At 73.0% G+C, this 23,169-nt stretch carries 25 protein-coding genes; 18 read left to right on the forward strand and 7 right to left on the reverse strand.

Features of this window, described 5'->3' with window-relative positions; translation table 11 throughout:
• From ACZ4EG_RS20605 to gntA, 13 genes are all read left to right on the forward strand, one after another.
• Positions 1–294, forward strand: coding sequence for an acyl carrier protein (locus ACZ4EG_RS20605; RefSeq protein ID WP_453545509.1), 294 nt, complete (start codon positions 1–3; stop codon positions 292–294).
• A complete protein-coding gene (locus ACZ4EG_RS20610) occupies positions 291–1,475 on the forward strand; it encodes an acyl-CoA dehydrogenase family protein (RefSeq protein WP_467791599.1) in 1,185 nt (394 codons plus the stop codon). The genes ACZ4EG_RS20605 and ACZ4EG_RS20610 overlap by 4 nt, the downstream gene beginning before the upstream one ends.
• Positions 1,462–2,598: an HAD-IIIC family phosphatase gene (locus ACZ4EG_RS20615; RefSeq protein WP_467791600.1), complete on the forward strand. Its 1,137-nt coding sequence runs from the start codon at positions 1,462–1,464 to the stop codon at positions 2,596–2,598. Before ACZ4EG_RS20610 ends, ACZ4EG_RS20615 begins: the two co-directional genes overlap by 14 nt.
• On the forward strand, positions 2,595–3,218 hold the full coding sequence (locus ACZ4EG_RS20620) for a class I SAM-dependent methyltransferase (RefSeq protein WP_453545515.1): 624 nt from the start codon (positions 2,595–2,597) through the stop codon (positions 3,216–3,218). The genes ACZ4EG_RS20615 and ACZ4EG_RS20620 overlap by 4 nt, the downstream gene beginning before the upstream one ends.
• Entirely contained in the window at positions 3,218–3,952 is a 735-nt protein-coding gene (locus ACZ4EG_RS20625; protein ID WP_453545517.1) for an SDR family NAD(P)-dependent oxidoreductase, read from the forward strand. The genes ACZ4EG_RS20620 and ACZ4EG_RS20625 overlap by 1 nt, the downstream gene beginning before the upstream one ends.
• On the forward strand, positions 3,939–4,532 hold the full coding sequence (locus tag ACZ4EG_RS20630; RefSeq protein ID WP_467791601.1) for an LOG family protein: 594 nt from the start codon (positions 3,939–3,941) through the stop codon (positions 4,530–4,532). The genes ACZ4EG_RS20625 and ACZ4EG_RS20630 overlap by 14 nt, the downstream gene beginning before the upstream one ends.
• A gap of 21 nt (positions 4,533–4,553) precedes the next feature.
• Complete coding sequence (locus tag ACZ4EG_RS20635) at positions 4,554–5,828, forward strand: MFS transporter (protein ID WP_467791602.1); 1,275 nt, start codon at positions 4,554–4,556, stop codon at positions 5,826–5,828.
• 29 nt (positions 5,829–5,857) lie between these two features.
• Positions 5,858–6,655, forward strand: coding sequence for a 4'-phosphopantetheinyl transferase family protein (locus ACZ4EG_RS20640; protein WP_467791603.1), 798 nt, complete (start codon positions 5,858–5,860; stop codon positions 6,653–6,655).
• A gap of 64 nt (positions 6,656–6,719) precedes the next feature.
• Complete coding sequence (locus tag ACZ4EG_RS20645) at positions 6,720–7,958, forward strand: ATP-grasp domain-containing protein (protein WP_453545524.1); 1,239 nt, start codon at positions 6,720–6,722, stop codon at positions 7,956–7,958.
• Between the two features lie 71 nt (positions 7,959–8,029).
• The gene (locus ACZ4EG_RS20650) at positions 8,030–8,761 is read left to right on the forward strand and encodes a class I SAM-dependent DNA methyltransferase (protein ID WP_467791604.1); all 732 of its coding nucleotides are present in this window, start codon (positions 8,030–8,032) and stop codon (positions 8,759–8,761) included.
• 4 nt (positions 8,762–8,765) lie between these two features.
• A complete protein-coding gene (locus ACZ4EG_RS20655) occupies positions 8,766–9,611 on the forward strand; it encodes a tRNA ligase subunit PheS family protein (protein WP_467791605.1) in 846 nt (281 codons plus the stop codon).
• Positions 9,608–11,617 carry a phenylalanine--tRNA ligase beta subunit-related protein gene (locus tag ACZ4EG_RS20660; RefSeq protein ID WP_467791606.1) on the forward strand — a complete coding sequence of 670 codons (2,010 nt, stop codon included), beginning with the start codon at positions 9,608–9,610 and terminating at the stop codon, positions 11,615–11,617. The genes ACZ4EG_RS20655 and ACZ4EG_RS20660 overlap by 4 nt, the downstream gene beginning before the upstream one ends.
• Positions 11,614–12,303 (forward strand): guanitoxin biosynthesis heme-dependent pre-guanitoxin N-hydroxylase GntA, encoded by a 690-nt coding sequence (gene gntA, locus ACZ4EG_RS20665; RefSeq protein WP_467791607.1) that lies wholly within the window; start codon positions 11,614–11,616, stop codon positions 12,301–12,303. The genes ACZ4EG_RS20660 and gntA overlap by 4 nt, the downstream gene beginning before the upstream one ends.
• Here gntA and ACZ4EG_RS20670 read toward each other — a convergent pair.
• Positions 12,287–12,985 carry a TetR/AcrR family transcriptional regulator gene (locus ACZ4EG_RS20670; RefSeq protein WP_453545531.1) on the reverse strand — a complete coding sequence of 233 codons (699 nt, stop codon included), beginning with the start codon at positions 12,983–12,985 and terminating at the stop codon, positions 12,287–12,289. The genes gntA and ACZ4EG_RS20670 overlap by 17 nt on opposite strands.
• Positions 12,986–13,042: 57 nt before the next feature.
• Between ACZ4EG_RS20670 and ACZ4EG_RS20675 the strand changes: the two genes are divergently transcribed.
• Entirely contained in the window at positions 13,043–13,729 is a 687-nt protein-coding gene (locus tag ACZ4EG_RS20675) for a class II aldolase/adducin family protein (protein WP_467791608.1), read from the forward strand.
• Positions 13,726–14,655 carry a carbohydrate kinase family protein gene (locus ACZ4EG_RS20680; protein WP_467791609.1) on the forward strand — a complete coding sequence of 310 codons (930 nt, stop codon included), beginning with the start codon at positions 13,726–13,728 and terminating at the stop codon, positions 14,653–14,655. Before ACZ4EG_RS20675 ends, ACZ4EG_RS20680 begins: the two co-directional genes overlap by 4 nt.
• A 6-nt stretch (positions 14,656–14,661) precedes the next feature.
• On the opposite strand, the gene ACZ4EG_RS20685 is transcribed toward ACZ4EG_RS20680, so the two are convergent.
• The 4 genes from ACZ4EG_RS20685 to ACZ4EG_RS20700 are packed head-to-tail and all read right to left on the reverse strand — an operon-like array spanning position 14,662 to position 18,706.
• Positions 14,662–15,198, reverse strand: a complete 537-nt coding sequence (locus tag ACZ4EG_RS20685; RefSeq protein WP_453545536.1) for an NUDIX hydrolase family protein — start codon at positions 15,196–15,198, stop codon at positions 14,662–14,664.
• Between the two features lie 34 nt (positions 15,199–15,232).
• Entirely contained in the window at positions 15,233–16,390 is a 1,158-nt protein-coding gene (locus tag ACZ4EG_RS20690; RefSeq protein WP_467791610.1) for an amidohydrolase family protein, read from the reverse strand.
• Positions 16,391–16,392: 2 nt separating this feature from the next.
• A complete protein-coding gene (locus ACZ4EG_RS20695) occupies positions 16,393–17,796 on the reverse strand; it encodes a type I glutamate--ammonia ligase (RefSeq protein ID WP_467791611.1) in 1,404 nt (467 codons plus the stop codon).
• Between the two features lie 37 nt (positions 17,797–17,833).
• Positions 17,834–18,706, reverse strand: a complete 873-nt coding sequence (locus tag ACZ4EG_RS20700; protein WP_467791612.1) for an SAM-dependent methyltransferase — start codon at positions 18,704–18,706, stop codon at positions 17,834–17,836.
• Positions 18,707–18,799: 93 nt separating this feature from the next.
• On the opposite strand from ACZ4EG_RS20700, the gene ACZ4EG_RS20705 reads away from it, so the two are divergent.
• Both ACZ4EG_RS20705 and ACZ4EG_RS20710 read left to right on the forward strand, forming a co-directional pair.
• Positions 18,800–19,663, forward strand: a complete 864-nt coding sequence (locus ACZ4EG_RS20705; protein ID WP_467791679.1) for a Cof-type HAD-IIB family hydrolase — start codon at positions 18,800–18,802, stop codon at positions 19,661–19,663.
• Positions 19,664–19,777: 114 nt separating this feature from the next.
• Positions 19,778–20,710, forward strand: coding sequence for an NADP-dependent oxidoreductase (locus tag ACZ4EG_RS20710; RefSeq protein WP_467791613.1), 933 nt, complete (start codon positions 19,778–19,780; stop codon positions 20,708–20,710).
• Here ACZ4EG_RS20710 and ACZ4EG_RS20715 read toward each other — a convergent pair.
• Together ACZ4EG_RS20715 and ACZ4EG_RS20720 are read right to left on the reverse strand one after the other, a co-directional pair.
• The gene (locus tag ACZ4EG_RS20715; RefSeq protein WP_467791614.1) at positions 20,694–21,080 is read right to left on the reverse strand and encodes an SAM-dependent methyltransferase; all 387 of its coding nucleotides are present in this window, start codon (positions 21,078–21,080) and stop codon (positions 20,694–20,696) included. The two genes, ACZ4EG_RS20710 and ACZ4EG_RS20715, sit on opposite strands and share 17 nt — an antisense overlap.
• Positions 20,969–21,778 carry an alpha/beta hydrolase gene (locus ACZ4EG_RS20720; RefSeq protein WP_467791615.1) on the reverse strand — a complete coding sequence of 270 codons (810 nt, stop codon included), beginning with the start codon at positions 21,776–21,778 and terminating at the stop codon, positions 20,969–20,971. Before ACZ4EG_RS20720 ends, ACZ4EG_RS20715 begins: the two co-directional genes overlap by 112 nt.
• A 132-nt stretch (positions 21,779–21,910) precedes the next feature.
• On the opposite strand from ACZ4EG_RS20720, the gene ACZ4EG_RS20725 reads away from it, so the two are divergent.
• Complete coding sequence (locus ACZ4EG_RS20725) at positions 21,911–23,098, forward strand: thiolase family protein (RefSeq protein WP_453545547.1); 1,188 nt, start codon at positions 21,911–21,913, stop codon at positions 23,096–23,098.
• Positions 23,099–23,169: the final 71 nt, after the last annotated feature.

A 23,169-nucleotide genomic window follows, 5' to 3' on the forward strand; every position in this document is an offset into this window, starting at 1 on the left:
ATGGCTTCCCAGCCGACCACCGCTTCGCCCGCCCCCTCCACAGCCCCCGCACCCCACGAAGTAACCACCGCCGTACGGCAGTTCATCGCCCGGCTGAGCGGGCACCCCGACATCGCGGACGACCGGCCGCTCATCTCGGACGGTGTCCTCGACTCCGTGGCCGCCGTCCAGATGGTCGACTTCGTCGAGCGCACCTTCGCCATCGAGATCGCCGACGAGGACCTCGAACTCGCCAACTTCGACTCGGTCCAGGGACTTGCCGCGCTCGTCCACCGCAGGCTGGCGGCGTCGTGACCGAATCCGCGCCCGAGGCACTCCTGCAGGCGCTGCGCGACGACGCGTTCGCCGCCCGTGCCACGGCCTGGGAACGCGCCGCAGCCGTACCGCGCGAGGACATCGACGCGCTGGCCGCGCTCGGACTGCTCGGCCTTACCGTGGACACCGCCCACAAGGGCAGCGGCACACCGGCCGCCGCCGTCACCGAGGTGCATCGCCTGGTGGCCGCCGCATCCCCCAGCCTGCACAGTCTGCTGGTCGTGCACGCCATGGTCTGCCACGCGGTACAGCGCTGGGCCGGGCCCGAACTGCGCGACACCCTGCTGCCCGAGCTGGCGACCGGCCGCATGCTCGCCGCGTTCGCGCTCACCGAGGAGGAGGCGGGGGCCGACTTCGGCAACCTGACCACCACCATCGAGGAGGACGGCGGCTCGCTGCGCGTCACCGGCACCAAACGCTGGCTCTCGTTCGGCCGGATCGCCGACACCTACCTCGTCTTCGGCACCACCGCGGGGCGCGGCAGCTGTGTGCTGGTGGACGCGGGACCGGGGGTGCGGATCAGCGCGGAACCCGTCACCGCGGGCCTGCGCGCCGCCCGGCTCGCCCGCGTCACCTTCGACGGCGCCACGGCACCCGCCACGCGCGCGATCGCCCGCCCCGGCTTCGGCGTTCCCTTCGTGGCCACGTCCTGTCTGACCCTGGGCAGGCTGTACGTCGCCGCCGGCGCGGTGGGCGTCGCGGAGGCCGCGCTCGCCCTGGCCACCCGGAACGCCGCCACCCGCACCCACGGCGGCACCGCCCTGGGCGAACGGCAGCTCGTACGGGGCCTGCTCGCCGACGCCGCGCTCGCCACCGACGCCGCCGCCCGCTACGTACGGCAGACCGCGCACGAGGTCGCGGACCGGGAGCCGTCCGCCGTGGTGACGGCGGCCCGCGCCAAACTGCTGGCCACGCGCGCGGCGAGCCTCACGACCGCCACCGCCTCCCGGCTCCTGGGCGCCGTCGGACAGACCGAGGACCACCCGCTGGCCCGCCTGCACGCCGCCGCCCGTGTCCACGAGGTGATCGAGGGGCCGACCGAAGTGCTCCAGGACATCGTCGCCGCCGACCTCCTGCGCGGCGGGTCCGGTGCGGACGGCGCCCGGCCTGCCGCGGACGGCGCCCGGCCCGGAAAGGACCACGCCCATGCCGACCACTGATCCGCGCACCACCCCGGCCCCGCAGGTCAAATGCGTCGTCTGGGACCTCGACGAGACCCTGTGGGACGGCACCCTGCTGGAGGGCGACGACCTCAGCGTGCCCGAGGCCAACCGGGAGCTGATCCGGACCCTCGACGAGCACGGCATCCTCCAGTCCGTCGCCAGCCGCAACGACCCCGACGCCGTCACCGAACGGCTGCGCGCCTTCGGGCTCGCCGAGTACTTCCTGTACCCACAGGTCGGCTGGTCGGCCAAGTCCGCCTCGCTGCGCGCCGTGACCCGGGAGCTGAACATCGCCCCCGACAGCGTGCTGTTCGTGGACGACTCCGAGTTCGAGCGGGCCGAAGTGGCCAGCGAGCTGCCCGAGGTGCGGTGCATGACCCGGCAGGAGCTGCACGCCCGGGTCGCCGACGGCGCCGTGCTGCCGGCACACGTCACCGACGACGCGCGCCACCGCCGGGAGTTGTACCTGGCGGAGAGCAGACGCCGCAGCCACGAGGGCGCGTTCGACGGGCCCGCGGAGGAGTTCCTGCACTCGCTCGGTATGACGCTGCACGTCCGCGAGGCGACCGCGGGCGACCTGGCCCGCGCCGCCGAACTGACCCGGCGCACCCACCAGCTCAACACCACCGGCATCACCTTCGACCAGGACGAACTGGCGTCCCTGATGAGCGATCCCGGGCACCGCGTGCTCGTCGCCGAACTCGACGACCGCTTCGGCACCTACGGCACCGTCGGTCTGGCCGTGCTCGCCACCGGCCACCCGGACACGTCCGCGGACCGCGAGGCCGGCGCCGCGCACCGGTGGACGATCCGCCTGCTGCTGATGTCGTGCCGGGTCATGGGCCGCAACGTCGGCACCACCCTCATCGCCGCCGTGTCCCGGCTCGCCGCCGCCCACGGCGCCGCGACCGTGGCCCACTTCCGCCCCACCGACCGTAACCGGCAGATGCTGCTCACCTACCGGTTCGCGGGATTCACCGTCGAGTCCCGCACCGAGGACCTGGTCGTCCTCACCCTCCCCGACGAGCTGCGCCCGGCCGTGCCGGGTTATGTGCGCCTCGTCCTCGACGACACCACCGCCGCCTCCCCGCGCGGCACGACACAGGAGCTGACCGCATGAAGGCCTTCACCCAGAGCTGGACCGACACCTTCTCCTCCGTCTACTCCGAGGAGCCGCTCGCCAAACTGTCCTGGTTCAACGCCTCGCCGGGCCTGGAACTCATCAAGCGCGTCATCGACGGCACCCTCAAGCCCGGCCAGCGCCTCATCGACCTCGGCAGCGGCCCGGGCGTCGACGCCGTGTTCCTGTCCGTGCAGGGCCTCGACGTCACCGGTGTCGACCTGTCGGCGGACGCGGTCGCCCGCGCCCGCAGGTGGGCCGAACTCGCGGGAGCCTCCGCCGACTTCATCCAGGGCGACGTACTCGACGTACCGCTGCCGGACCACTCCGCCGACGTCGTGACGGACTCGTTCGTCTTCCACAACATGCGCGACGAGGCCCGCGAACCCTACGCCGACGAGGTGCACCGCCTGCTGAAGCCCGGCGGTCTGTTCCTGCTCAACTCGTTCTCGGACCACATGGTCGAGGGCACCGGACCGCGGCGCATCACCAGCGAGGAGATCCTCGGCACCTTCCGCTCCGACCGCTTCGAGTGCGTCGGCCTGTACGTCTACCGCAACGTCCCCACCCGCACCAAGCCCGACCAGCTGCACTGGTTCGGCGAGTTCCGGGCCCGCTGATGCGGGTCGTCGTCACAGGCGGCGGCCGGGGCATCGGACGTGCCGTCGCGCTCGGTTTCGCCGAGCGCGGCGCCCGGGTCGCCCTGATGGCCCGCACCGCCTCCCAGGTGCGGTCGGTGGCGGCCGAGATCGAGGCGCTCGGGGCCGAGAGCCTCGCGCTGACGGCCGACGTCGCGGACGAGAAACAGGTGCTGCGATGCGCCGAGCAGGTCACCGAGACGTTCGGCGGCCTGGACGTGCTCGTCAACGCCGCCGGGGTGTTCGACCTGGGCCCCACCACGGAGTTCCCGGCCGAGGACGCCCGCGGGCTGCTGGCCACGAACGTCATGGGCACCTTCCTGACCTGCAAGGTCTTCGGCAGGCAGCTGCTGGACCAAGGCCACGGGAAGGTCGTCAACTTCTGCTCGCTGCTGTCGTACACCGCCTTTCCCGAACGGGCGCTGTACGCGGCGAGCAAGGGCGGGGTCCTCCAGCTCACCCGCAGTCTGGGCGTCGAGTGGGCCGCACGGGGCGTCAACGTCAACGCGGTGGCTCCCGGCATGATCCGTATCGAGACACCGCACCCGGCCGCGCTCGCCGAGGACGCGATCGTCGGGCGCATACCCGCCCGCAGGCGCGGCAGTCCGCGGGACATCGTCGGCCCTGTCCTTTTCCTGGCCTCCCCGGAGGCCGACTACATCAACGGCCAGACCCTGGTCGTCGACGGAGGCTGGCTGAGCTATGGATACCTCTGAACATCCCTTGTCCATCGGCGTCTTCTGCGGCGCCTCCGCCGGGCGCTCGCCGCGGTACGCCGAGGTCGCGGCCGAGCTCGGCACCCGCATCGCGGCACGCGGCCACCGGCTCGTGTACGGGGCCGGCGGCGTCGGCATGATGGGCGAGGTCGCCCGGGCCGCCGCCGCGGGCGGCGCGCCGATCCTGGGCGTCATCCCCGGGTTCCTGCGCACCCGTGAGATGGGGGACGAACTGCCGCCGCAGGAACTCGTCCTGACGACGGATCTGCTGGAACGCAAACGCATCATGATCGACAGCGCGGATGCCTTCCTCGCGCTGCCCGGCGGCTACGGCACCCTCGACGAGATCCTCGAAGTGGTGTCCATGGCCGCTCTCGGACAGCGCGTCGGTCCGCTCGTCCTCGTCGACGTGGACGGCGACTGGGATCCGCTGCGGCGGCTCGTCGAGGGACTCCTGCGGCGGGGCTTCGTCCGTGACGCCGAACTCGTCCGCGTCGCCACCGATCCGGACGAGGCCCTCGACCTGGTCGCCGCCGCCCGCACCGGTGCCCTGGCGGGAGTGTTCGATGCCGGCGTGTGAACACCGCACGGAGGTGGACCGGTGAAAACCGCGGCACGACGTGAGCCGCTGCCCCGGTACGCGGGGTTCCTCACCGGCTGGGGCGCCACCACGTTCGGCACCGGCCTCGTGCTGCCACTCACCGTGGTCTACCTCCGGGAGACGCTCGGCCTGCCCACCTCCGGCGTCTCGCTGTACTTCGCGCTGTTCGCGCTGGCCGGACTCGCCGTGAACCCGCTCGCGGGCAGGGCCGGCAAGGCGTACGGCCCCGGCCACGCCGCGATCGGCGCCACGGTCCTGCAAGCCGCCGGCGCGGCCTGGCTGACGGCGGCGGGCTCCATGACCGCCACGGTGCCCGCCGCCTGTCTCTCCGGGGCGGGCACCGGAGCCTACTACGCGGTCCAGACACCGCTGCTCACCAAGGCCTTCGGCAACGCCCACCTCAGCCGGGTCCTTTCGGGGCAGCACCGCGTCTCCGCCCTGACCATGGCGGTCGGCGCGCTGCTGGGCGGCCAGGCGGTGGAACGCCTGGGGGAGCGGGGCTACACCTGGTGCCTGGCCGTCAACGCGGTCAGCTACCTGGTCCACGGGGCCATGCTCGCCCGACTGCCGCGGGCGCGGCGCCGGCCTGCCGGGTCCAGTGCGGACGGCGCGGGACCGGACCTGCCCCATGGTGTGCGGGACGGCCGCAGCGCAGCCCTGCACGACACGGTGTTCCTGCGGCTGCTCCTCGTCCAGACCGCGCTGGTCGTCTTCGGTATCGCCCAGGTCGACGCCGTGGTCCCCGCCATCCTGCGCAACGCCGATCTGTCGGTGTCGGCCGTCAGCGTCGTCATCGCCTGCAACACCGTCGGTGTCATCGTCTTCCAGGGCCTCGCCCTGCGTGTCGTCGAACGGATCGGGTACGTCGCCGCGTTGACGGCGGCCATCGTGGTCTGGGTCGCCGCGATGGCCGCGCTGACGGCCGCCGTGCTGATGCCCGGCCTCCGGCTGCGCCTGCTGCTGGGCGCCTTGTTCGGGCTGCTGTTCGCCATCGGTGAGTGCCTGATCGCGCCGAGCGTCCAGCCCCTTGTCACGCTGACCGCTCCGGCGGGGCGGCTGGAGGGGTACGCCGCGGCCACCTCCCTCGCCCATGGCCTCGGCGCGTTCGTCTCACCGCTGGTGCTGCTGCCCGTGGTGGACGGCGGCGGGGTGTGGAGCTATCTCGCCCTCCAACTCGGCGGCTACGGCCTCGCGTTGTACGCCCTGCTCGCCTTCCGGGCCCGCAGCGTCCGCCGCCTCGCGTCCTCACCCCTCAGCGAGGAGACCACGCCCTGAAGCCGCCGACGACGACGCATCCACCGACGATGACGCATCCACCGACGACGGCTCATACGGCGAGGCCCGCACCCGACGATCTGCCGGGACCCGGCGAGGCCGCCCTCTGGACGGTCCGGCTGGAGTCGGTCCCCGTTGCACGGCCCGAACGCGTCCTCGACCGAGGTGAGTTGGCGCGAGCGGCCGCGTTCGGCGACGGCCCCGGACGGCACCGTTACGTCGCCTCGCACATCGCGCTGCGCACCGTCCTCGGCGGCAGCCTGGGCATGGAGCCCGGTGCGGTCCGGCTGACCCGCGAGACCTGCGGTCTCCCGCACTGCGCACGCCCCCACGGGCGGCCCGTGCTGAGCGGCGCGAGTCCTCCCGTCCAGTTCTCCCTGTCCCGCTCGGGCGACCTGGCAGTCGTGGCGCTCGCGGCGGTTCCCGTCGGCGTCGACGTCGAATCGCGCGCCTTCCGCCACCCGGACAGCCCCCTCGACGGCATGATCCGCCGGCTCCACCCGGCCGAACGCGCCGCGCTCGCCCGACTGCCGCCCGCACAACGGGAGGAGGGCTTCCTGAGCTGCTGGGTGCGGAAGGAGGCGTACCTCAAGGGCACAGGCACGGGACTGCCCGGCGGACTGGCCCGCCACTGCGTGGGCCTGGCCGCCGAACTCGCCCCGGACGGCAGGGGACCGGCACCGACCCCACCCGGGTGGACCTTCCTCGACCTCGACCTGCCCCCCGGCCACCGCGCGGCCCTGGCCGTCGCCCAGACAATCCGGGGTAATTTTCCAACCCTATTTCATTTAACTCCACGAGAGATTAGTGACTCGCTTAATGACTAATCTTGACAAGCAGTCACAAGGATACTTGACTCTGTATCGCTCGACCGAACCGAGAGGAAGACACATGACGCACGACAGTGCGGGCCGCCGGGAAACACTGCTCGTCGTGGGGTCGGGCTATCGCGCCGGCCACGAGCGCCTGCTGGCCCAGATGGCGGCGGACGCCGACCTGATCCTGCTCAACCCCGAACCGGTGAGCTGGCAGCGCGACTGGGTACAGGCAGCCGAGGTCTTCGACCCCGCCGACGGCGACGAGGGCGTGCTGCGCACGGCCAAGACCCTCGTGGACCGACGGCCGGTCGCGGCCGTGGTCACCTACGAGGAGACCATGGTGGTGACCGCGGCCCGGCTGGCCCAGAGCCTCGGGCTGCCCGGTGTGCCGGTGGCGGCGGCCGAACTGGCCCGGGACAAGCACCGCCAGCGCACGCTGCTCAACAGCACCGGCATCTCACCCACCCGCTCCGTCCTCGTCCACGACCTGCCCGCGGCACGGCGGGCCGCACAGGAGATCGGCTACCCGCTGATGGTCAAGCCGCGCGGCCTGTCCGGCAGCGCCGGGGTGCGCCGGGTGGACGAGGAGTCCCAGTTCGACGCCGCCTTCGACGCCGCCGTGAACGCGGACAAGAGGGGCCTGGAGAGCGAAGGCGTCCTCGTGGAGGAGTTCCTGGAGGGCTTCGAGTTCGACGTCGACTGCCTCGTGCACGACGGAACGGCCACCCCGGTCTCCTGGGCACGCAAGATCTGGGCGTACGACCCCTACCCGATCGAGGCGGGCTTCATCACCGGCCACGGCACGCTGGGCCGGGCCGAGATGACGGAGGGCTTCGACCTCGCCTGCCGCAGCGTCCTGGCCGCCGGCATCGACCGCACGGTGGCCCACGTCGAAGTCAAGATGACACCCGCCGGACCACGCATCATCGAGCTCAACGCACGCCCCGGCGGCGACATCGCCTCTCGGATCGTCGAACTCGCCCGCGGCGTACGGCTCGGTTCGCTGCTCGTCTCGGCCGCGCTGGGGCGGGCACCGCGGACCGCCTCCAGCGACGACCGCTCGGCCGGCATCCTCTTCCTCTACCCGCGCTCCCGCCAGCGCTTCGACGGCCTGGCCGAGGCCGCCCGACTGCGCTCCCGCCCCTGGGTCCACGAGATCAGGGAACTGCACCCGCGCGGCGAGACGGTGGCACCTCCGCCCGAGGACCTCTACGGCCGGGTCGGCTACGTCATGGCCACCGGCCCGCACGCCGACGAGGTCGAGGACCGTCTGCTCCTCGCCCACCACGAACTGCGGGTCCTCGGCTCCTGATCACCCCGGCGCCCCGCCCCGCACCGACCACCCGAACCCCCTCACCACCGACCACGAGAGAGGCACCCGCCATGACCGAGTGGAAGCCCGAGACGTACGGCCCCCGCTGGAAGAACGTGTACGACCACATCGACTGGCCGCAGCCCGAGGGGGCCGTCGAGTTCCTGGCCAAGCGCGCGGGCAGCGGCCGGGCCCTCGAACTGGCCATCGGCACCGGCCGGGTCGCCCTGCCCCTCGCCCAACTCGGCGTGCCCCTGGACGGGCTCGACGCCTCCCCGGAGATCGTCGAGGTGATGCGCGGCAAGCCCGGCGGCGAGGCCATCGAGGTGTCGATCGGCAACATCGCCGACTTCACCTCGGAGCGCCGCTACTCCCTCATCTTCCTGCTGCTCAACTCGCTGTACGCGCTGCAGACCCAGGAAGAGCAGATCCAGTGCTTCGAGTCGGTGGCCGCCCACCTGGAGCCCGGCGGGCTGTTCGTGGTCGAGACGTTCGTACCCGACCCCACCCGCTTCCACTTCAACGGGCGCGCCCATGTGTACGACGTCGGGCTCGACCACGTACGCATCGAGGCCGACACCTTCGACCGGGCCACCCAGCACATCAAGGAGAACCACATCGAGATCCGCGAGGAGGGCATCAAGCTCTACCCCGCCTTCCTGCGCTACACCTGGCCCTCCGAGCTCGACCTCATGGCCCGCATCGCCGGCCTGGAACTCAGCGAACGCTGGGGGGACTGGGGCAACGTGCCCTACGACACCTACTCGGAGAACCACATCGGCGTCTACCGCAAGGCGAGCTGACACGATGCCGGACGGACTGGCACCCACCGTCCTGACCCCGGCGGTGGCCGACGCCCGCTGCGATCCCGGTCTGCCGCCGGCCGGACCGCGCACCGGGCGGCCCCATCCGGTGGCGGCACTGGTGGACCGGATCGGTGTCCTGTTCGTACCGCTCGGCTTCGACCTGGTCCAACTGCCGCTGCTGGAGTCGGTCCGGGACAACTTCGACGTCCTCGGCTATCCGCCCGACCACCCCACCCGGACCCGGCTGAGCCTCTTGCCCGCACCCGACGTGGTGCTGCGTACGCACGCGACCTCCGGCGGCCCGCGGGCCATGCGCGCCGCCGCCCCCGGACCGCTGCGGGCCCTGCTCGTCGGCACTTGCTTCCGCAACGAACTCTCCTCCCCCTACTCCGGCTCGCAGTTCACCCAGATCGACGGCCTGGTGGTCCAGCCGGACGTGGGCCTGCCGGAGCTGATGGGGCTCTTCGACCGACTGGTGTCCGGTCTGTTCGGACCGGGCCACCCCTGGCGGGTCCGGCGCGGCGGCTACCCCTTCGCCGCGCCGGGGTTCGCGGTGGAGGTGGCCTGCCCGCGCTGCGGTCCCGGCTGCGACGAGTGCGAGGGACGCGGGCACGTCGAGATCGGCGCCGGCGGCCTCCTGCGTGCCGAGGTGCTCACCGCCGGGGGCTACGACCCGCACCGGGTGACCGGTCTGAGCTTCGGCTGTTCCGTCGAGCGCCTGCTCAGGCTCAGCCACGGGCTGACCGACATCCGGGAACTGCTGGTCAACGACATGCGCCTGCTGGAGCAGTTCGAGCACGCCTACCTGCCGGCCGGGCCGTCCGAGAAGGGAGTTGACCGACCGTGAGAATCCCCCTGGCCTGGCTGGAGCGGGAGTGCGGCGGCCCCGTCGACCCGGAGGAGCTGTTGGACGGCCTCCGTGCGAGCGGGGCGCGTGCCGCCCTTGCCGACGACCGCTTGGTGGACGTGGAGCCGCCGCCCGAACTCGCCCATCTGGCTTCCGTACGCGGCCTGGCGGCCGAGATCCGCGCGCGCCACGGAGGCACACCGTCTTCGCCCGTGCGCTCGCCGCGGCTGCCGGACGGGCTCGCGATGACGGCGGACGAGCAGGTACCGGGCCGGGTGGCGGCAGCCGTCGTCCGCCTGCCGGGCCCCGTCCGCCTGCCCGACGACGCGGCCGACCTGCTGCGTGCGGCGGGGGTGCGGCTCACCGGGACCGTCGCCGATCTCATCGCGTATGTCGCGCTGGAAACCGGTCAGCCCCTCGGCGCGGCCGACGCGCGGACACTCGACCTCACGGCCCTGCGACTGCGCACCGTGAGCACCACCGAATCACTCACCCACCGGCTTCCGTCCGGCCCCCAGCCCCGGCCCCCCGGCACCTGGGTGCTGTCCGCGGGCGACGAGACACCGGCGGTCCTCGGCTGGGACCCGCCGCCGGAGCCCGTCCCGGCCGACGGCCGCGAGACGCTGGTCTGGGCGTGGTGGCTCGCCCCGGAGGCGGCCCGCCGAGCGCACGGGGCAGGACCCGAGCCGGACGCGGTCGCAGAGCGCGGCGTACGGGGACACGACCCGGAGGCGCCCGATCGCGCGGTGGCCCGTCTGGGCGAGCTCGTCACCGAGTGGGCGGGCGGCACCGTGGTGGCAGCCGGCCGCGCCGGCAGGCCGGCCCCCGCCCCGCGCGTCCTGCGGGTGGACGCCGGTGAACTGTGCCGCCTGGTGGACCCGGAGCTGGACCGTACGACGGTGACCACCCTGCTGACGGCAGGGGGCGCGGCCGTCCGTGCGGAGGGCGACCTGCTGCATGTCACCGTCGGCGCCGCGCGCCCGGACCTCGACTGCGTCGCCGCGCTGGCCGGTGAGGCGGCCCGCGTGCGCGGCTACCGGACCGTGCCCCGCCGGCTGCCGCCCTCCTCGGCGGGACCCTGGCCGGACCGGGAACGCCTGCTGCGCGACGCACTCACCAACACCGCCCTGCGCCGGGGGTTGCAGCAGGTCGTGACGCCCGTGCTGCTCAGGCCGTCGGAGCCGCTCACCCGGCTCGGAGTGGCACCCGGCGCGGAGCCCATCGCCGTGCGCGGGCGTGCCGGGCTGCGCGACATGAGGGTGCGCGGCTCCCTGCTGCCGGGCCTCCTCGGCGTCGCCGGCCGCTCACTGCACCAGACCGGCGCCGCCCAGGTCTTCGAACTCGGTCAGGTCCCGCTGTCCGCCACGCCACGCGACGAGACCTGGCGGTTCGCCGTCGTCCTGAGCGGTGCCTCGACGCCCGCGTCACTGGTCGAACCCCGGCCGCGGACCGTGGGCTTCGCCGATCTGACCGGCCTTCTGCGGGCGGCGGCGGGCGCGGTGGGCCAGGAAGCGCCGGAGCTGACCCCCCAGCCGTATGCCGGCTTCGTGGCCGGTGCCTCTTTCACGGTGCGCTTCCAGGGCGGCACGGTGGGCCGGGCCGGGCTGCTCTCCGAGGAGAACGCGGCCCTGCTGGACGCGCCGGGTGAGCGCCTGTTCTGCGCCGAACTCGATCTCACGGCGCTCGGCGGTCTCGCGCCGGTTCCGGTGGCGGTGCGGGTGCCGGAGCCGCTGCCCCTGCCCGCGTTCAACGTCACCGTCGTGGTGCCCGAGGCGGTGTCGGCGGGGGATGTGCTGCGGGTGGTCGCCGAGGCGGGCCGCACCGAACGCGCACGGGTCACGGTGAAGGATCTGTTGCGGGGCGGGCGGGTGCCCGCCGGTCAACTCTCGCTCACCGTGCGGGCCGAGTTCGCCGGGGCGGACGCGGGCCCGGTCCGTGAAGAACGGCGGCGCCGCAGAGAAGCCGTGCTGCGGGCGCTCGGCGACCGTGGCTGGAGCGGACAGTGACAGCGCCGACCGCACCGGGCCACGAGGGTGCCGAAGACGCGGTCGAGCTGTTCACCGAGTGGCTGCGGAGCGACGGGTTCACCTGCCTGGGAGCGCGGGCGGGCCTGCACCGCGGGGAACTGGTGACCGGTGTCTACCCCGCTCTGGGCAGTGCCGAGTGCCTGCCCGAACTGGCGTCGGACCTGGGGCGGTTCATCACCGGCCCGCTGAGCACGGACGGACGCTTCCATTCCTTCGCCGCGATCTTCACCGAGTGCGATCCCCCGGACCCGGACGAGGAGACGTTCGAGCAACTGCTCTGGCGGCAGTTGCGCGCACTCCACGAAGCGGATCGCACCGACCACGTCTGGGCCCCTGACGTCTCGGACGATCCGCGCAGCCCCGACTTCGGGTTCAGCTTCGGCGGCCACCCCTTTTTCGTCATAGGGCTGCACCCGGGGGCGTCGCGCGTCTCCAGGCGCTTTGCCCGGCCGGCCCTGGTCTTCAATTCGCACCGTCAATTCGCCGAATTGAAACGCACCGGCGTGTATCAGGGAATGCAGACGAAGATACGGGCCAAGGAGAGGGAACTCCAGGGCGATGTGAATCCCATGCTGGCGGAGCACGGAGTGATTTCCGAAGCGCGGCAGTACTCCGGCCGTATCGTCCCACCGGACTGGGAGTGCCCGTTCAGTCGGCCCGGCTGACATCGGCCGTCGCGGCGCGTGCGGGGCGCCGGTAGCGCCCGGTGACCTCGACGAGGTAACCCCGCAGCATGGTCTTCGCCTCGCCGAGCAGGGCGGCGTCGCCCTCGGGGTCGCGGCGGAACGCCTCCTGGGCGAGTGCGTCGGCGGCCAGGAACGCGGCGTGGCAGGCCCGGCCCAGGGCCTCGTCGTCCTCGGCCAGGCCGAGCGCCAGCAGAACGCGGCGGACCCCGTCGGCCATCCGGCGCTTGTGCTCGCGGTCCGCCGCCCGGGTCCGCTCGGTCAGACCGCTGCCGAACCACAGCGCCCGGAAGCCGTGTTCGGTGCGGTAGACCGCGGCACAGGCGTCGATCAGCACGCCGACCGGGTCGTCCCAGCGCTCGTCGGCCGCGGCCCGGGCGACGTCCTCCATGACCGCTTCGAGCCGGGCGAAGTATCCGCCCGCCAGGGCGTCGATGATCGCGTCGCGGTCGGGCAGGTACTGGTACAGCGAGCCGACCGACACCTGCGCCTCCGCCGCGACGCGCGTGGTGGTCAGCGCCTCGACGCCCTCGGACACCAGCACCCGCTCGGCAGCCTCCAGCACCCGGGCCAGGCGGGCCTTGCTGCGCGCCTGCCGGGGAGTGCGGCGCAGCGGGGTGACACCACCACCGGCCCGGTCGGTGTCCGTGGTCGGTTCGCCCACGCATGGCCTCCGAAGCTGAACGTGACTTTGTTTCAGGTTTACGTTAGCGTCGCGGACATGACGGACTCAAGCTCCGCGCTGGGCCGGGAGAGAGCCGCCGTCGCGGACGCCTGCCGCCGTCTGGGTGCGGCGGGACTGCTGATCGGTACGGCCGGAAACGTCAGTGTGCGGGTGGGGGAGCGGGTCGCGGTCACCGCCACCGGAGCGGTGCTCGCCCAGTTGACCGCCGGTCAGGTGAGCGTGGTCGACCTGGACGGGAAGGTCGTGGCCGGGACCCTGCGGCCGACCTCCGAACTGGAGCTGCACCTCGGCGTCTACCGGCGCTACGGCGCCGGCGCGGTCGTCCACACCCACGCCCCGATGGCCACCGCCCTGTCCTGCGTCCTGGACGAACTTCCCTGCATCCACTACCAGTTGCTCGCCCTCGGCGGCAGCGTCCGGGTGGCCCCGTACGCCACGTTCGGCACCCCGGAACTCGCCGAGTCGGTGCTCGGGGCGCTGGAGGGCCGCAGCGCCGCGCTGATGGCCAGCCACGGGGCGCTCACTCACGGCCCGACGCTCGACAAGGCGGTCGAGAACGCCCTGCTGCTGGAGTGGGCCTGCGGTGTCTACCAGCACGCGGCCGCCCTCGGCACTCCCCTTGTCCTGGACGAACAGCAGCAGCTCGCGGTGGTCGAGGCCGCGATCGCACGCAACTACGGCACCACCCAGTCCGTACCACCCGCGCAGGAGGGAAACCGATGAAGGTCGTCACGCTGGGCGTACATGTGCTGGACGTGCTGGTGCGGCCGGTGGAGGCCATACCCGAGGGCCAGGGCGCGACCCTGGTGGAGGACATCCGGATGACCGCCGCCGGCACCGCCGGCGGGACCGCGCTCACCCTGGCCAAGCTGGGCGCCTCGGTGCGCAGCGCGGGCGCCATCGGCACCGACCCCACCGGGGACATGCTGGTCCAGCTGCTGGGCCGGGCGGGCATCGACACCGGGTTCCTCGTCCGCCGCGCGGACACCCCCACCTCGGCGAGCGTCCTGCCCATCCGCCCGAACGGCGACCGGCCCTCGCTGCATCTGCTCGGCGCCAACATCACCTACGGACTCGACGACGTCCCCTGGGACGCGATCGCCGAAGCCACCCATCTGCACCTCGGCGGCCCCGAACTGATCGGGGTCGACGTCGCCGCGCGCATCCTGGCGCACGCCAAGGAGCACGGCGTCGTCACCTCCGTGGACCTGCTCGCCCCCGGTGTCCTCGGCAGCTTCGAGCAGATCGCGGCGGCCCTGCCGTACGTGGACCACCTGCTGCCCAACGACGAACAGGTCCTGGGCTTCTCCGGTGAGGAGGAACTGGTCGCGGGCGCGAAGAAATTCCTCGGCGCCGGTGCCGGCCTCGTCGCGGTCACGCGGGGCGGCGACGGCGCGCTCCTGGTCACCGAGGAGGGCGCCGAAACGGTCCCCGCCTTCGCGATCGACGTCGTCGACACCACCGGATGCGGTGACGCCTTCTCGGCCGGCTTCCTGCGCGGTGTGGGTCTGGGCCGTACACCCCGCGAGTCCGCCGTGCTGGGCTGTGCCGCGGCGGCGCTGGTGGCCCAGGGACTCGGCAGCGACCATGGCGACTTCGACCTCGCGGCCGCCGACGCGTTCGCCGCGGCGCACGGGTCGCGCGCCTGAGCCGGCTCAGGCCACGTGGCCCACATGCGCGAGGGCCTGCTTCAGCAGCACGCCGTGGCCGCCCGGCATCTCGCTCTGGACCGCCGCCGAGACGGCCTCCTGCGGGGTGAACCACACCAGGTCCAGGGCGTCCTGCCGGGGCCGGCAGTCGCCGGTCACGGGCACGACGTAGGCGAGGGACACCGCGTGCTGGCGCGGATCGTGGTACGGGGTGACGCCCAGGGTCGGGAAGTACTCGGCGACCGTGAAGGGCTGCAGGGAGGGCGGGACCCGGGGCAGGGCCACCGGGCCGAGGTCCTTCTCCAGATGACGCAACAGGGCGTCGCGGACCCGTTCGTGGTGCAGGACACGGCCGGAGACCAGGGTCCGGCTGACCGTTCCGTCCGGCCCGATGCGGAGCAGCACTCCGATGCTGGTGACTTCGCCGCTGTCGTCGACGCGCACGGGCACGGCCTCGACGTACAGGATCGGCATACGGGCGCGGGCCATTTCCAGCTCGTCCGTGGACAGCCAGCCGGGCGTGGTTTCGGTCAAGTCAGACATTGCTTGATCATACTTTCCGGGTGGGGGCGCGCGCTCAGTCGCGGCCGTGGGCGGATGCGGGCAGTCCGTACAGGCGGCGGGCGTTGTCACGCCCCGTCCAGGCGGCGATCAGCAGGGCATCGGGCAGGCTCAGCTCGTCGGCGTCCACCCGGTCCTGGAGCAGCGCCGCCAGCCCCTGCCGGAAGGACAGCGCGCCGAGGTGGTGGAATTCGGCCACACCGTAGGCGTCGGAGCTGTACAGGAGTTTGCGGAACGGGGTGATCTCCAGGGCCTCCTCCAGGATCGCCCGGGACCGGGCCGGTCCCGTGAAGTGGAGGGCGAGGCCGACGTCGAGGTACACGTGCTCGAACACGGCCGCCAGATAGGCGGCCTGCCGCTGGTAGGGCCAGCAGTGCAGGAACAGCACCGGGATCGTACCGCTCGTCAGATGCAGCCAGTCCGTCAGCAGGGCCGGGTCGGAGCGGTGCAGCCGGATGTCGTTGTCGCCGAGTCCGGTGTGGAGCTGGAGCGGCAGTCCGAGGTCCACGGCGGTCCACAGCAGATGCCGTACCAGGGCCGGGTCGGCCAGGCGGCCGGTGCCGGATTCGAGTGTGTGCCGGGCCGCTCGTGTCACCTCCGCGTCCGCCGGTCTCGCGGGGTCCAGGCCGAAGCCGGTGCGGTAGGCGGCCACCGACTTCACCGCCACCACACCCGGACGCCGTACGGCGTCCTCCGCGGCCGCCCGGAACACACGCGCGTACTCGCCCGCCTCGACACCCCGCGCGAGGACCGCCTCGGCCACCCCCTCCAGCCGTACGACCTCGTACGCCGCACCGCCCGCGGCCTGCGCCAGCTCCGCCGGGCCGGTGACCGGATGCGGGGCATAGCCCGTGTCCACGCAGAACGCCTCGGCCCCCGCCGCCGTCAGGAACCGCCGGTTGACCTCGCGCCAGCCCAGGGCGGACCGCCGGGCGAGATAGTCGGCGGCGGGCGCATGCCGGGGCAGGTCCAGCAGGGGTGCGCAGTGCCGCCGTACGGCCACGCCGACGGGGCTGTCGAAAGGCGAGATCCCGCTGCCGGGCCACACCTCGCCCTCGGTGATCAGCGATTCGAACTCCGGCGGGTCGAGGTCGGCCATGACGGCGCCGTGGCAGTGGTGGTCCACCAGCGGCAGACCGGCGAGCGCCTCCCGGACCGGTCCGGACGCGGCCATCGTCAGTACTTCCAGCGGTAGGCGGCCGCCAGCTGCGCGTCGTCGAGACCCTCGACGGCGGCGGCCTCCCCGAGGCGTACGGCGCTCACCGCGTCGGCGAGGACCGGGCCCAGCGCGGCACGCAGCACCTCGTCCCCGCGGAACCGTTCCACCGCCTCCTTCAGCGAGACCGGCAGCCGGTGCACGCCCCGGGCCGCCGCCTCCTCGGCTCCGAACCGTGCCGGGTCCCCGGTGATCTCCTCGGGCAGGGGCGCGGCCGACGCCACCCCGTCGAGCCCGGCGGCGATGACGCAGCCCAGGGCGAGATAGGGGTTGGCGGCCAGGTCGACCGGTTTGACCTCCAGGTTCGCCGACTCTTCCTGGCGGCCGACCGTACCGGTGACCACCCGCAGCGCCGCCTCGCGCGTCTCCCGGCCCCAGGCGGTGAACACCCCGGCCCACTGGGAGGGCCTGAGCCGCAGATAGCTGGCCGGACTCGGGGCGGTCACGGCCGTCAGCGCGGGCAGCCGGGCGAGCACCCCGGCCACGAACGACTCGGCCTCGGCCGTCATGCCGTACCGGCCCGCGCCCCCGGCGTGCAGATTCACCCCGTCGCGCAGACAGGAGAGATGGATGTGGCCACCGTTGCCGACCCCCTCGGCGGACACGGCCGGGGCGAAGGACACGCGCAGGCCGTGCCGCTGCGACACCGCGCGGACGGTCTGCCGCACCAGCATGCTCCGGTCGGCCGCCGCCACCGGGTCCAGCGCACCGGCCGACAGCTCGAACTGGCCGGGCGCGTACTCGGGATGGATCTGCTCCACGTCCACGCCCTGCGCGGCGCAGGCCGCGAGCAGGTCGGCGGCGTAGTCGCTCAACTCGACCTGCCGGGTCGCGCCGTAGGCCGGGCCGGACACCGCCGGGACGAACTCCCCGTCGGGCGCCGATCCGAGACCGACCGACCACTCGATCTCGATGCCCGCGCGAAAGGTGAACCCCAGCCGCTCCTCGGCGTCCGCGACAAGGCGGCGCAGGAAGGTGCGGCTGCATCCGGGGTGGCGTTCGCCCTCCTGGGTGATGCGGTCGACGGGGGCCCAGGCCCAGCCGGGCTGCCCGGCCAGCTCGACCAGTCCGTCGAGGTCCGGGTAGAGGCGCAGATCGCCGTCCGGGGAGCCGAGGACGTCGGTCGTGACGATGGAGTCGTCGGCCAGGAACGTGTCGAAGACGGGGGACATCCCGATGCCCCAGGCCGCCGCCGTGGCGAGCCGTGCCGTCGGGACGGTCTTCACCCGGCCGATGCCCGCGGTGTCCACATAGGCCAGCACGACTCCGCGCACGCCCCGCTCGGCCAGCTCCGCGGCGAGCGCGCCGGCCCGCGCGACATCGCCCGGACGTCCGCCGGGCACGGGGTCGACAAGGGTGGTCATGGTCCTCCTCGACGGGCTCGGCGTCGCCCGTTCGTGGTCAGGGTTTTGCGGCCACCGCGCCGAACTGCGGTACCGCGGCGGCGGAGTCGGTCCCGGCGCGCCACTGGGAGCACGGCACCAGTCCCGGCTCCAGCAGGTCGAGGCCGTCGAGGAAGCCGTCGATCTCGGCGCGGGTACGGGCGGTGATCGGCGGGGTGGCGTTCTCGTTCCAGAACTTCATCGCGGCGATGTTGCCCTCGCCGCCGAGGTCGGCGTCGAAGGTGGGGTGTGTGAGGACGACGAAACTCCCCGAGGGGACCGCCGCCATGACCCGGTGCACGATGTCCCGCGCCTTGTCGGTGTCGAGCACGAAGTTGAGGATGCCCAGCATCATCACCGCGACGGGCCGGGTCAGGTCGAGGGTCTCGGCGGCGTTCTGGACGATGCTGTCCGGGTCGTGGACATCCGCGTCGATGTAGTCGGTGACGCCCTCGGGGGTGCTGGTCAGCAGCGTCCGGGCGTGCATGAGCACGATCGGGTCGTTGTCGACGTACACGATCCGGGACTCGGGTGCGATCCGCTGTGCTATCTCGTGCGTGTTGTCGACGGTCGGCAGACCGGTGCCGATGTCGAGGAACTGCCGTACTCCGCGCTCACCGGCCAGGAGCCGCACCGCGCGGCCCAGGAAGTCGCGGTCCGCGCGCGCCACCGCCCGGATCACCGGGAACATCCCGGCGACGTGCTCGCCGACCCGCTGGTCGACCTCGTAGTGGTCCTTGCCGCCGATCCAGTAGTTCCAGACCCGCGCGTTGTGCGCCACGGTGGTGTTCAGCCTCGCCGCTCCACCCTTTGCCGGGTGCTTCTCGGTCACGTCGCTGCCCTTCGTCCTGCGCGGCTGTCCGCCGCCATTGTGCCGTCCGTTGATCGTCATGTCCCGGGAATCGGTGCAGCGGGCGGGTCCGGGACCACCCGACGCATGAGGAACACTGGTTCGAGTACGTCCGTCCCCGACCGGAAGCAGGACATGCCCGCCTCCCCCGCGTCCCTCCTTGCCGCTCCCGACCTGCCCGCCGACCCCGCCGGCATCCGGCTGATCGTCACCGACATGGACGGCACGCTCCTCGACGACGCCAAGCGGATCCCGGAGGGGCTGTGGCCCATGCTGGCCGAACTGCGCCGGCGCGGTGTGCTGTTCAGCCCGGCGAGCGGCCGTCAGTACGCCACGCTGGCACGGCAGTTCGCCGATGTGGCCGACGGCATGGTGTTCATCGCGGAGAACGGCACCTATGTGGTGCGCGACGGGGTGGAGCTGAGCTCGGACCCGCTGGCGCCCGCCGTCGCCGCCGGCCTCGCCCGGTCCGTACGGCGGCTGGTGGCGGACGGGGTGGACGTGGGCGCCGTCGTCTGCGGCAAGCGGTCCGCGTATGTGGAGCGCACCGACGAGCCCTTTCTGGCCGAGGTGCGCAAGTACTACGTCGAGCACCGCGTCGTCGAGGACGTCACCGCGGTCGACGACGATGTGATCAAGGTGGCCCTGTTCGACTTCGGCCGGGCCGAGCGGACCACGGCGCCCGCCCTGTCGGCCTTCGCGGACACGCACCAGGTCGTCGTCTCCGGCGAGCACTGGGTCGACGTCATGAACCGCACCGCCAACAAGGGCGCCGCCCTGCGCGGCCTGCAGCGCGAACTCGGCGTCACTCCGGCGCAGACCATGGTGTTCGGCGACTACCTCAACGACCTGGAGATGCTCGACGCCGCCGAGTGGTCCTTCGCCATGGCCAACGCCCACCCGGAGGTGGTCGGCCGGGCCCGCCATCTGGCCCCGTCCAATAACGACAACGGGGTGCTGCGCACGATCGCCCGGGTGCTGGGGATGTCCGGCCACTGAGCCGGTTCCCCGGCACGCCGGCGGCTGGGGACCGGCGACCTGACCGCGGGTCACCGAGGATGCGGACCGGCGTGCCGCGTGGGCAGTCTGGAGACCGCGGATCCGGAGGTCGGGATGGACACGATGCACGCGGTACGGGGTCACCGGCGCGGTGGCCCGCAGGAGCTGACGTACGAGGACGCACCGCGCCCCGTGCCCCGCGCGGGTGAGGTGCTGGTGGCGGTGCGGTCCGCCTCGATCACCAGGGGCGAGCTGGACTGGGACGCCACCTGGACGGACGCCCTCGACGGCAGCGGAAGCCCACGGGTGCCCATCGTGCCGTCGAAGGAGGTGTCCGGGGTCGTCGTCGCGGCGGGCCCCGGGGTGACGGACTGGGGCCCGGGGGACGAGGTGTACGGGCTGATCCCGTTCACCCGGGACGGGGCGGCCGCCGAGTTCACCACGGTTCCGGCGGCCGTGCTCGCCGCCAAGCCGCGGAGGCTCGATCACGACCGGGCGGCCGCACTGCCGCTCGCCGGGCTCACGGCGTGGCAGGCGCTGGTCACCCATGGCGGTGTGCGTCCCGGCGCGCACGTCCTGGTGCACGGCGGCGCGGGCGGTGTCGGGTCGATCGCGGTGCAGGTCGCGGCCGCCCTGGGAGCCCGGGTCGTCGCCACGGCCACCGCCGAGACCGCGGACTTCGTCCGGGAACTGGGCGCCGATGAGGTCGTCGACCATCGGGCCGGGCGCTTCGAGGCGTTCGTCGAGGACGTGGACCTGGTCCTCGACACGGTCGGCGGTGACACCCAGGACCGTTCCTGGCTGGTGCTGCGGCCCGGCGGCGTACTGGTGAGCATCGTCTCCCCGCCGGACCCGACCAGGGCGGGCGGCGTGTTCTTCGTGGTGGAGCCGGACCGGACGGGGCTGGAGGAACTGTCCCGGCTCGTCAAGGACCGGAAACTGACCCCGCGCGTGGACCGGGTGGTCCCGCTGGAGGAGACCCCGCAGGCCTATGCCGCGCTGGAACACGGCAACCGGCGCGGGAAGATCGTCATCCGGGTGTCGTGAAGCGGGGCGGCGAGCCGCCGTGCCACCCCGTCACCGGCCGGGCTTGAGAGCGACGCCCCCGTACAGCGAGACCGGCTCCTCCTCGGCACGGCGTCTCGGGTCGCCGGTCCGTCACGGAGACGATCCCCGGGGCCATCAGGTCGAGTCCCTTGAAGAAGCGGCCGAATTCGCCCCGCGAGCGGGCCACCAGGGTCACCCCGCCGGCGGCATGCGCGGCGACGCCCCGCCGCACGTTCTCGGGCGGCGGACCGTCCGGGATCAGGCCGTCGGCACGCCGTCCAGGAACGATGTCAGGTCCGCGAAGACCTCCGCGCGGTTCGTCTCGTTGAAGACCTCGTGCCGCGCCCCGGCGTAGATCCGCTCGGTCCATCGGCCGCCGCTCAACCGCTCCACGCCGATCCGGCTGCCGGGCAGAGGTACCAGCCGGTCGTCGTCGCCGTGCAGCCACAGCAGCGGGAGCGGGCCGGCGTCGCCGCCCTTGGCGACGGTCTCCAGGGTCCGTACGAACGCCTCCAGCGTCGGGCGCTTCATCGGACCGTGCCAGACCAGCGGATCGGCGGTGTACGCGGCACCCACCGCCGGGTCGCGGGAGAGCGCGCCCGGGCTGATGGGGGTGTCCGGGATCTCGTCGAGCGCGAGCAACCGCCCCGGCAGCTCCCAGACGCCGATGACCGGGCCGGACAGCACGAGCGCGGCGAGCTCGTCGCCGTACCGCTGGGCGTAGCGGGCCGCGATCAGGCCGCCCATGGAGTGGCCGATCACGACGACCGGCAGGCCCGGGTTCGCGGTGCGGGCCAGGCCGGCCACGGCGTGCACATCGGTGACCACGTCCTCGAAGTCCTCGATCACCGCGCGTTCGCCCGCCGACCTGCCGTGGCCGATGTGATCGGGACCGTAGACCACCGCCCCGTGCCCGGTCAGGACGTCGGCGAGTGCGTCGTAGCGGCCCGCGTGCTCACCGTACCCGTGCACCACCAGGGCGATGTACCGGGGCCGCGGGTGGGGCCACTCGCGTGCGCTGATCGTGCCGCGGGTCCCGGTGAGGACGTGCTCCCGCGTGTCGGCCATGTCTCCTCCGGCTGCCTCGGTGAAGGTGCCCGAGGATCTTCCCAGGGGGCCGGTCCGAGGTCTATAGTTCAAAACTAGCAGTGCTAATTAATTCGACTTGGTTCGACAACGTCGTCGGTCAGGAGTCCTGTCGTGCGTCCCGTCCACTTCGCGGCCGCCCGCCGCACCCCCATCGGCAAGCTGCGCGGCGCCCTGTCCCCGGTCCGGCCCGACGACCTGGCGGCGACGGTGATCCGTCACCTGGTCGCCGAGGTGCCCGCGCTCGACCCGGCCCGCATCGACGACGTCTACTGGGGTGCAGCCAACCAGGCGGGCGAGGACAACCGCAATATCGCCCGGATGGCCGCGCTGCTCGCCGGACTGCCCGAATCCGTACCCGGCGCCACCGTCAACCGGCTCTGCGCCTCCGGCCTGGAGGCGGTCACCACCGCCGCCCGCACCGTCGCCGCGGGCGAGGCCGACATCGTGATCGCCGGCGGCTCCGAGTCCATGAGCCGCGCCCCCTTCGTCCTGCCCCGCCCCGACGAGGCCCTGCCGCACCGCATCGAGACCGTCGACACCCGCCTCGGCTGGCGCCTGGTCAACCCCGCGATGAAGGAGCTCCACGGCCTGCTGTCCATGGGCGAGACCGCCGAGGAGGTCGCCGAGCGCTACGGCATCACACGCCAGCGGCAGGACGAGTTCGCCCTGCGCAGCCACCAACTCGCCGCCGCAGCGCGGAAGAACGGCCACTTCGACGACGAACTCCTGCCCGTCGAGCGCCCGGACGGCATCGTCGTCGACAGCGACGAGTGCGTCCGCGAGGACACCTCGTACGAGAAGCTCGCCCGGCTGAAGCCGGTCTTCCGCGCCGGCGGGACGGTCACCGCGGGCAACGCCTCGCCGATGAACGACGGCGCGGCCGGACTGCTGCTGGTCAGCGAGGAGGCCCTGAACGAGCTGGGGCTGGAGTCGCTGGGCCGGTACGTCGCCGGTGCCTCGGCCGGTGTCCACCCCGATGTGATGGGCATCGGCCCGGTGCCCGCCACCCGCAAGGCGCTCGCCCGCGCGGGCTGGGAGACCGGCGACCTCCAGGAGGCCGAGTTCAACGAGGCGTTCGCCGCCCAGGCCCTCGCCTGCGTCGACCAGCTCGGCATCGACCCGGAGCTGGTCAACCCGACCGGCGGCGCGATCGCCCTCGGCCATCCGCTGGGCTGCTCCGGCGCCCGCATCCTCACCACCCTGCTCCACCGCATGCGGCGCACCGGAGCGGAGCGCGGGCTGGCGACCATGTGCGTGGGCGTGGGGCAGGGGAGCGCGGTGCTGGTGGAGAGGCACTGAGCGGCGGCGCTTCGCAGCGCCCGTCGGTACCACGATCACCAGCCGAGACACCGCTTACACCGGCACATGCG

It is taken from the genome of Streptomyces sp. NPDC025638, from assembly GCF_055558775.1.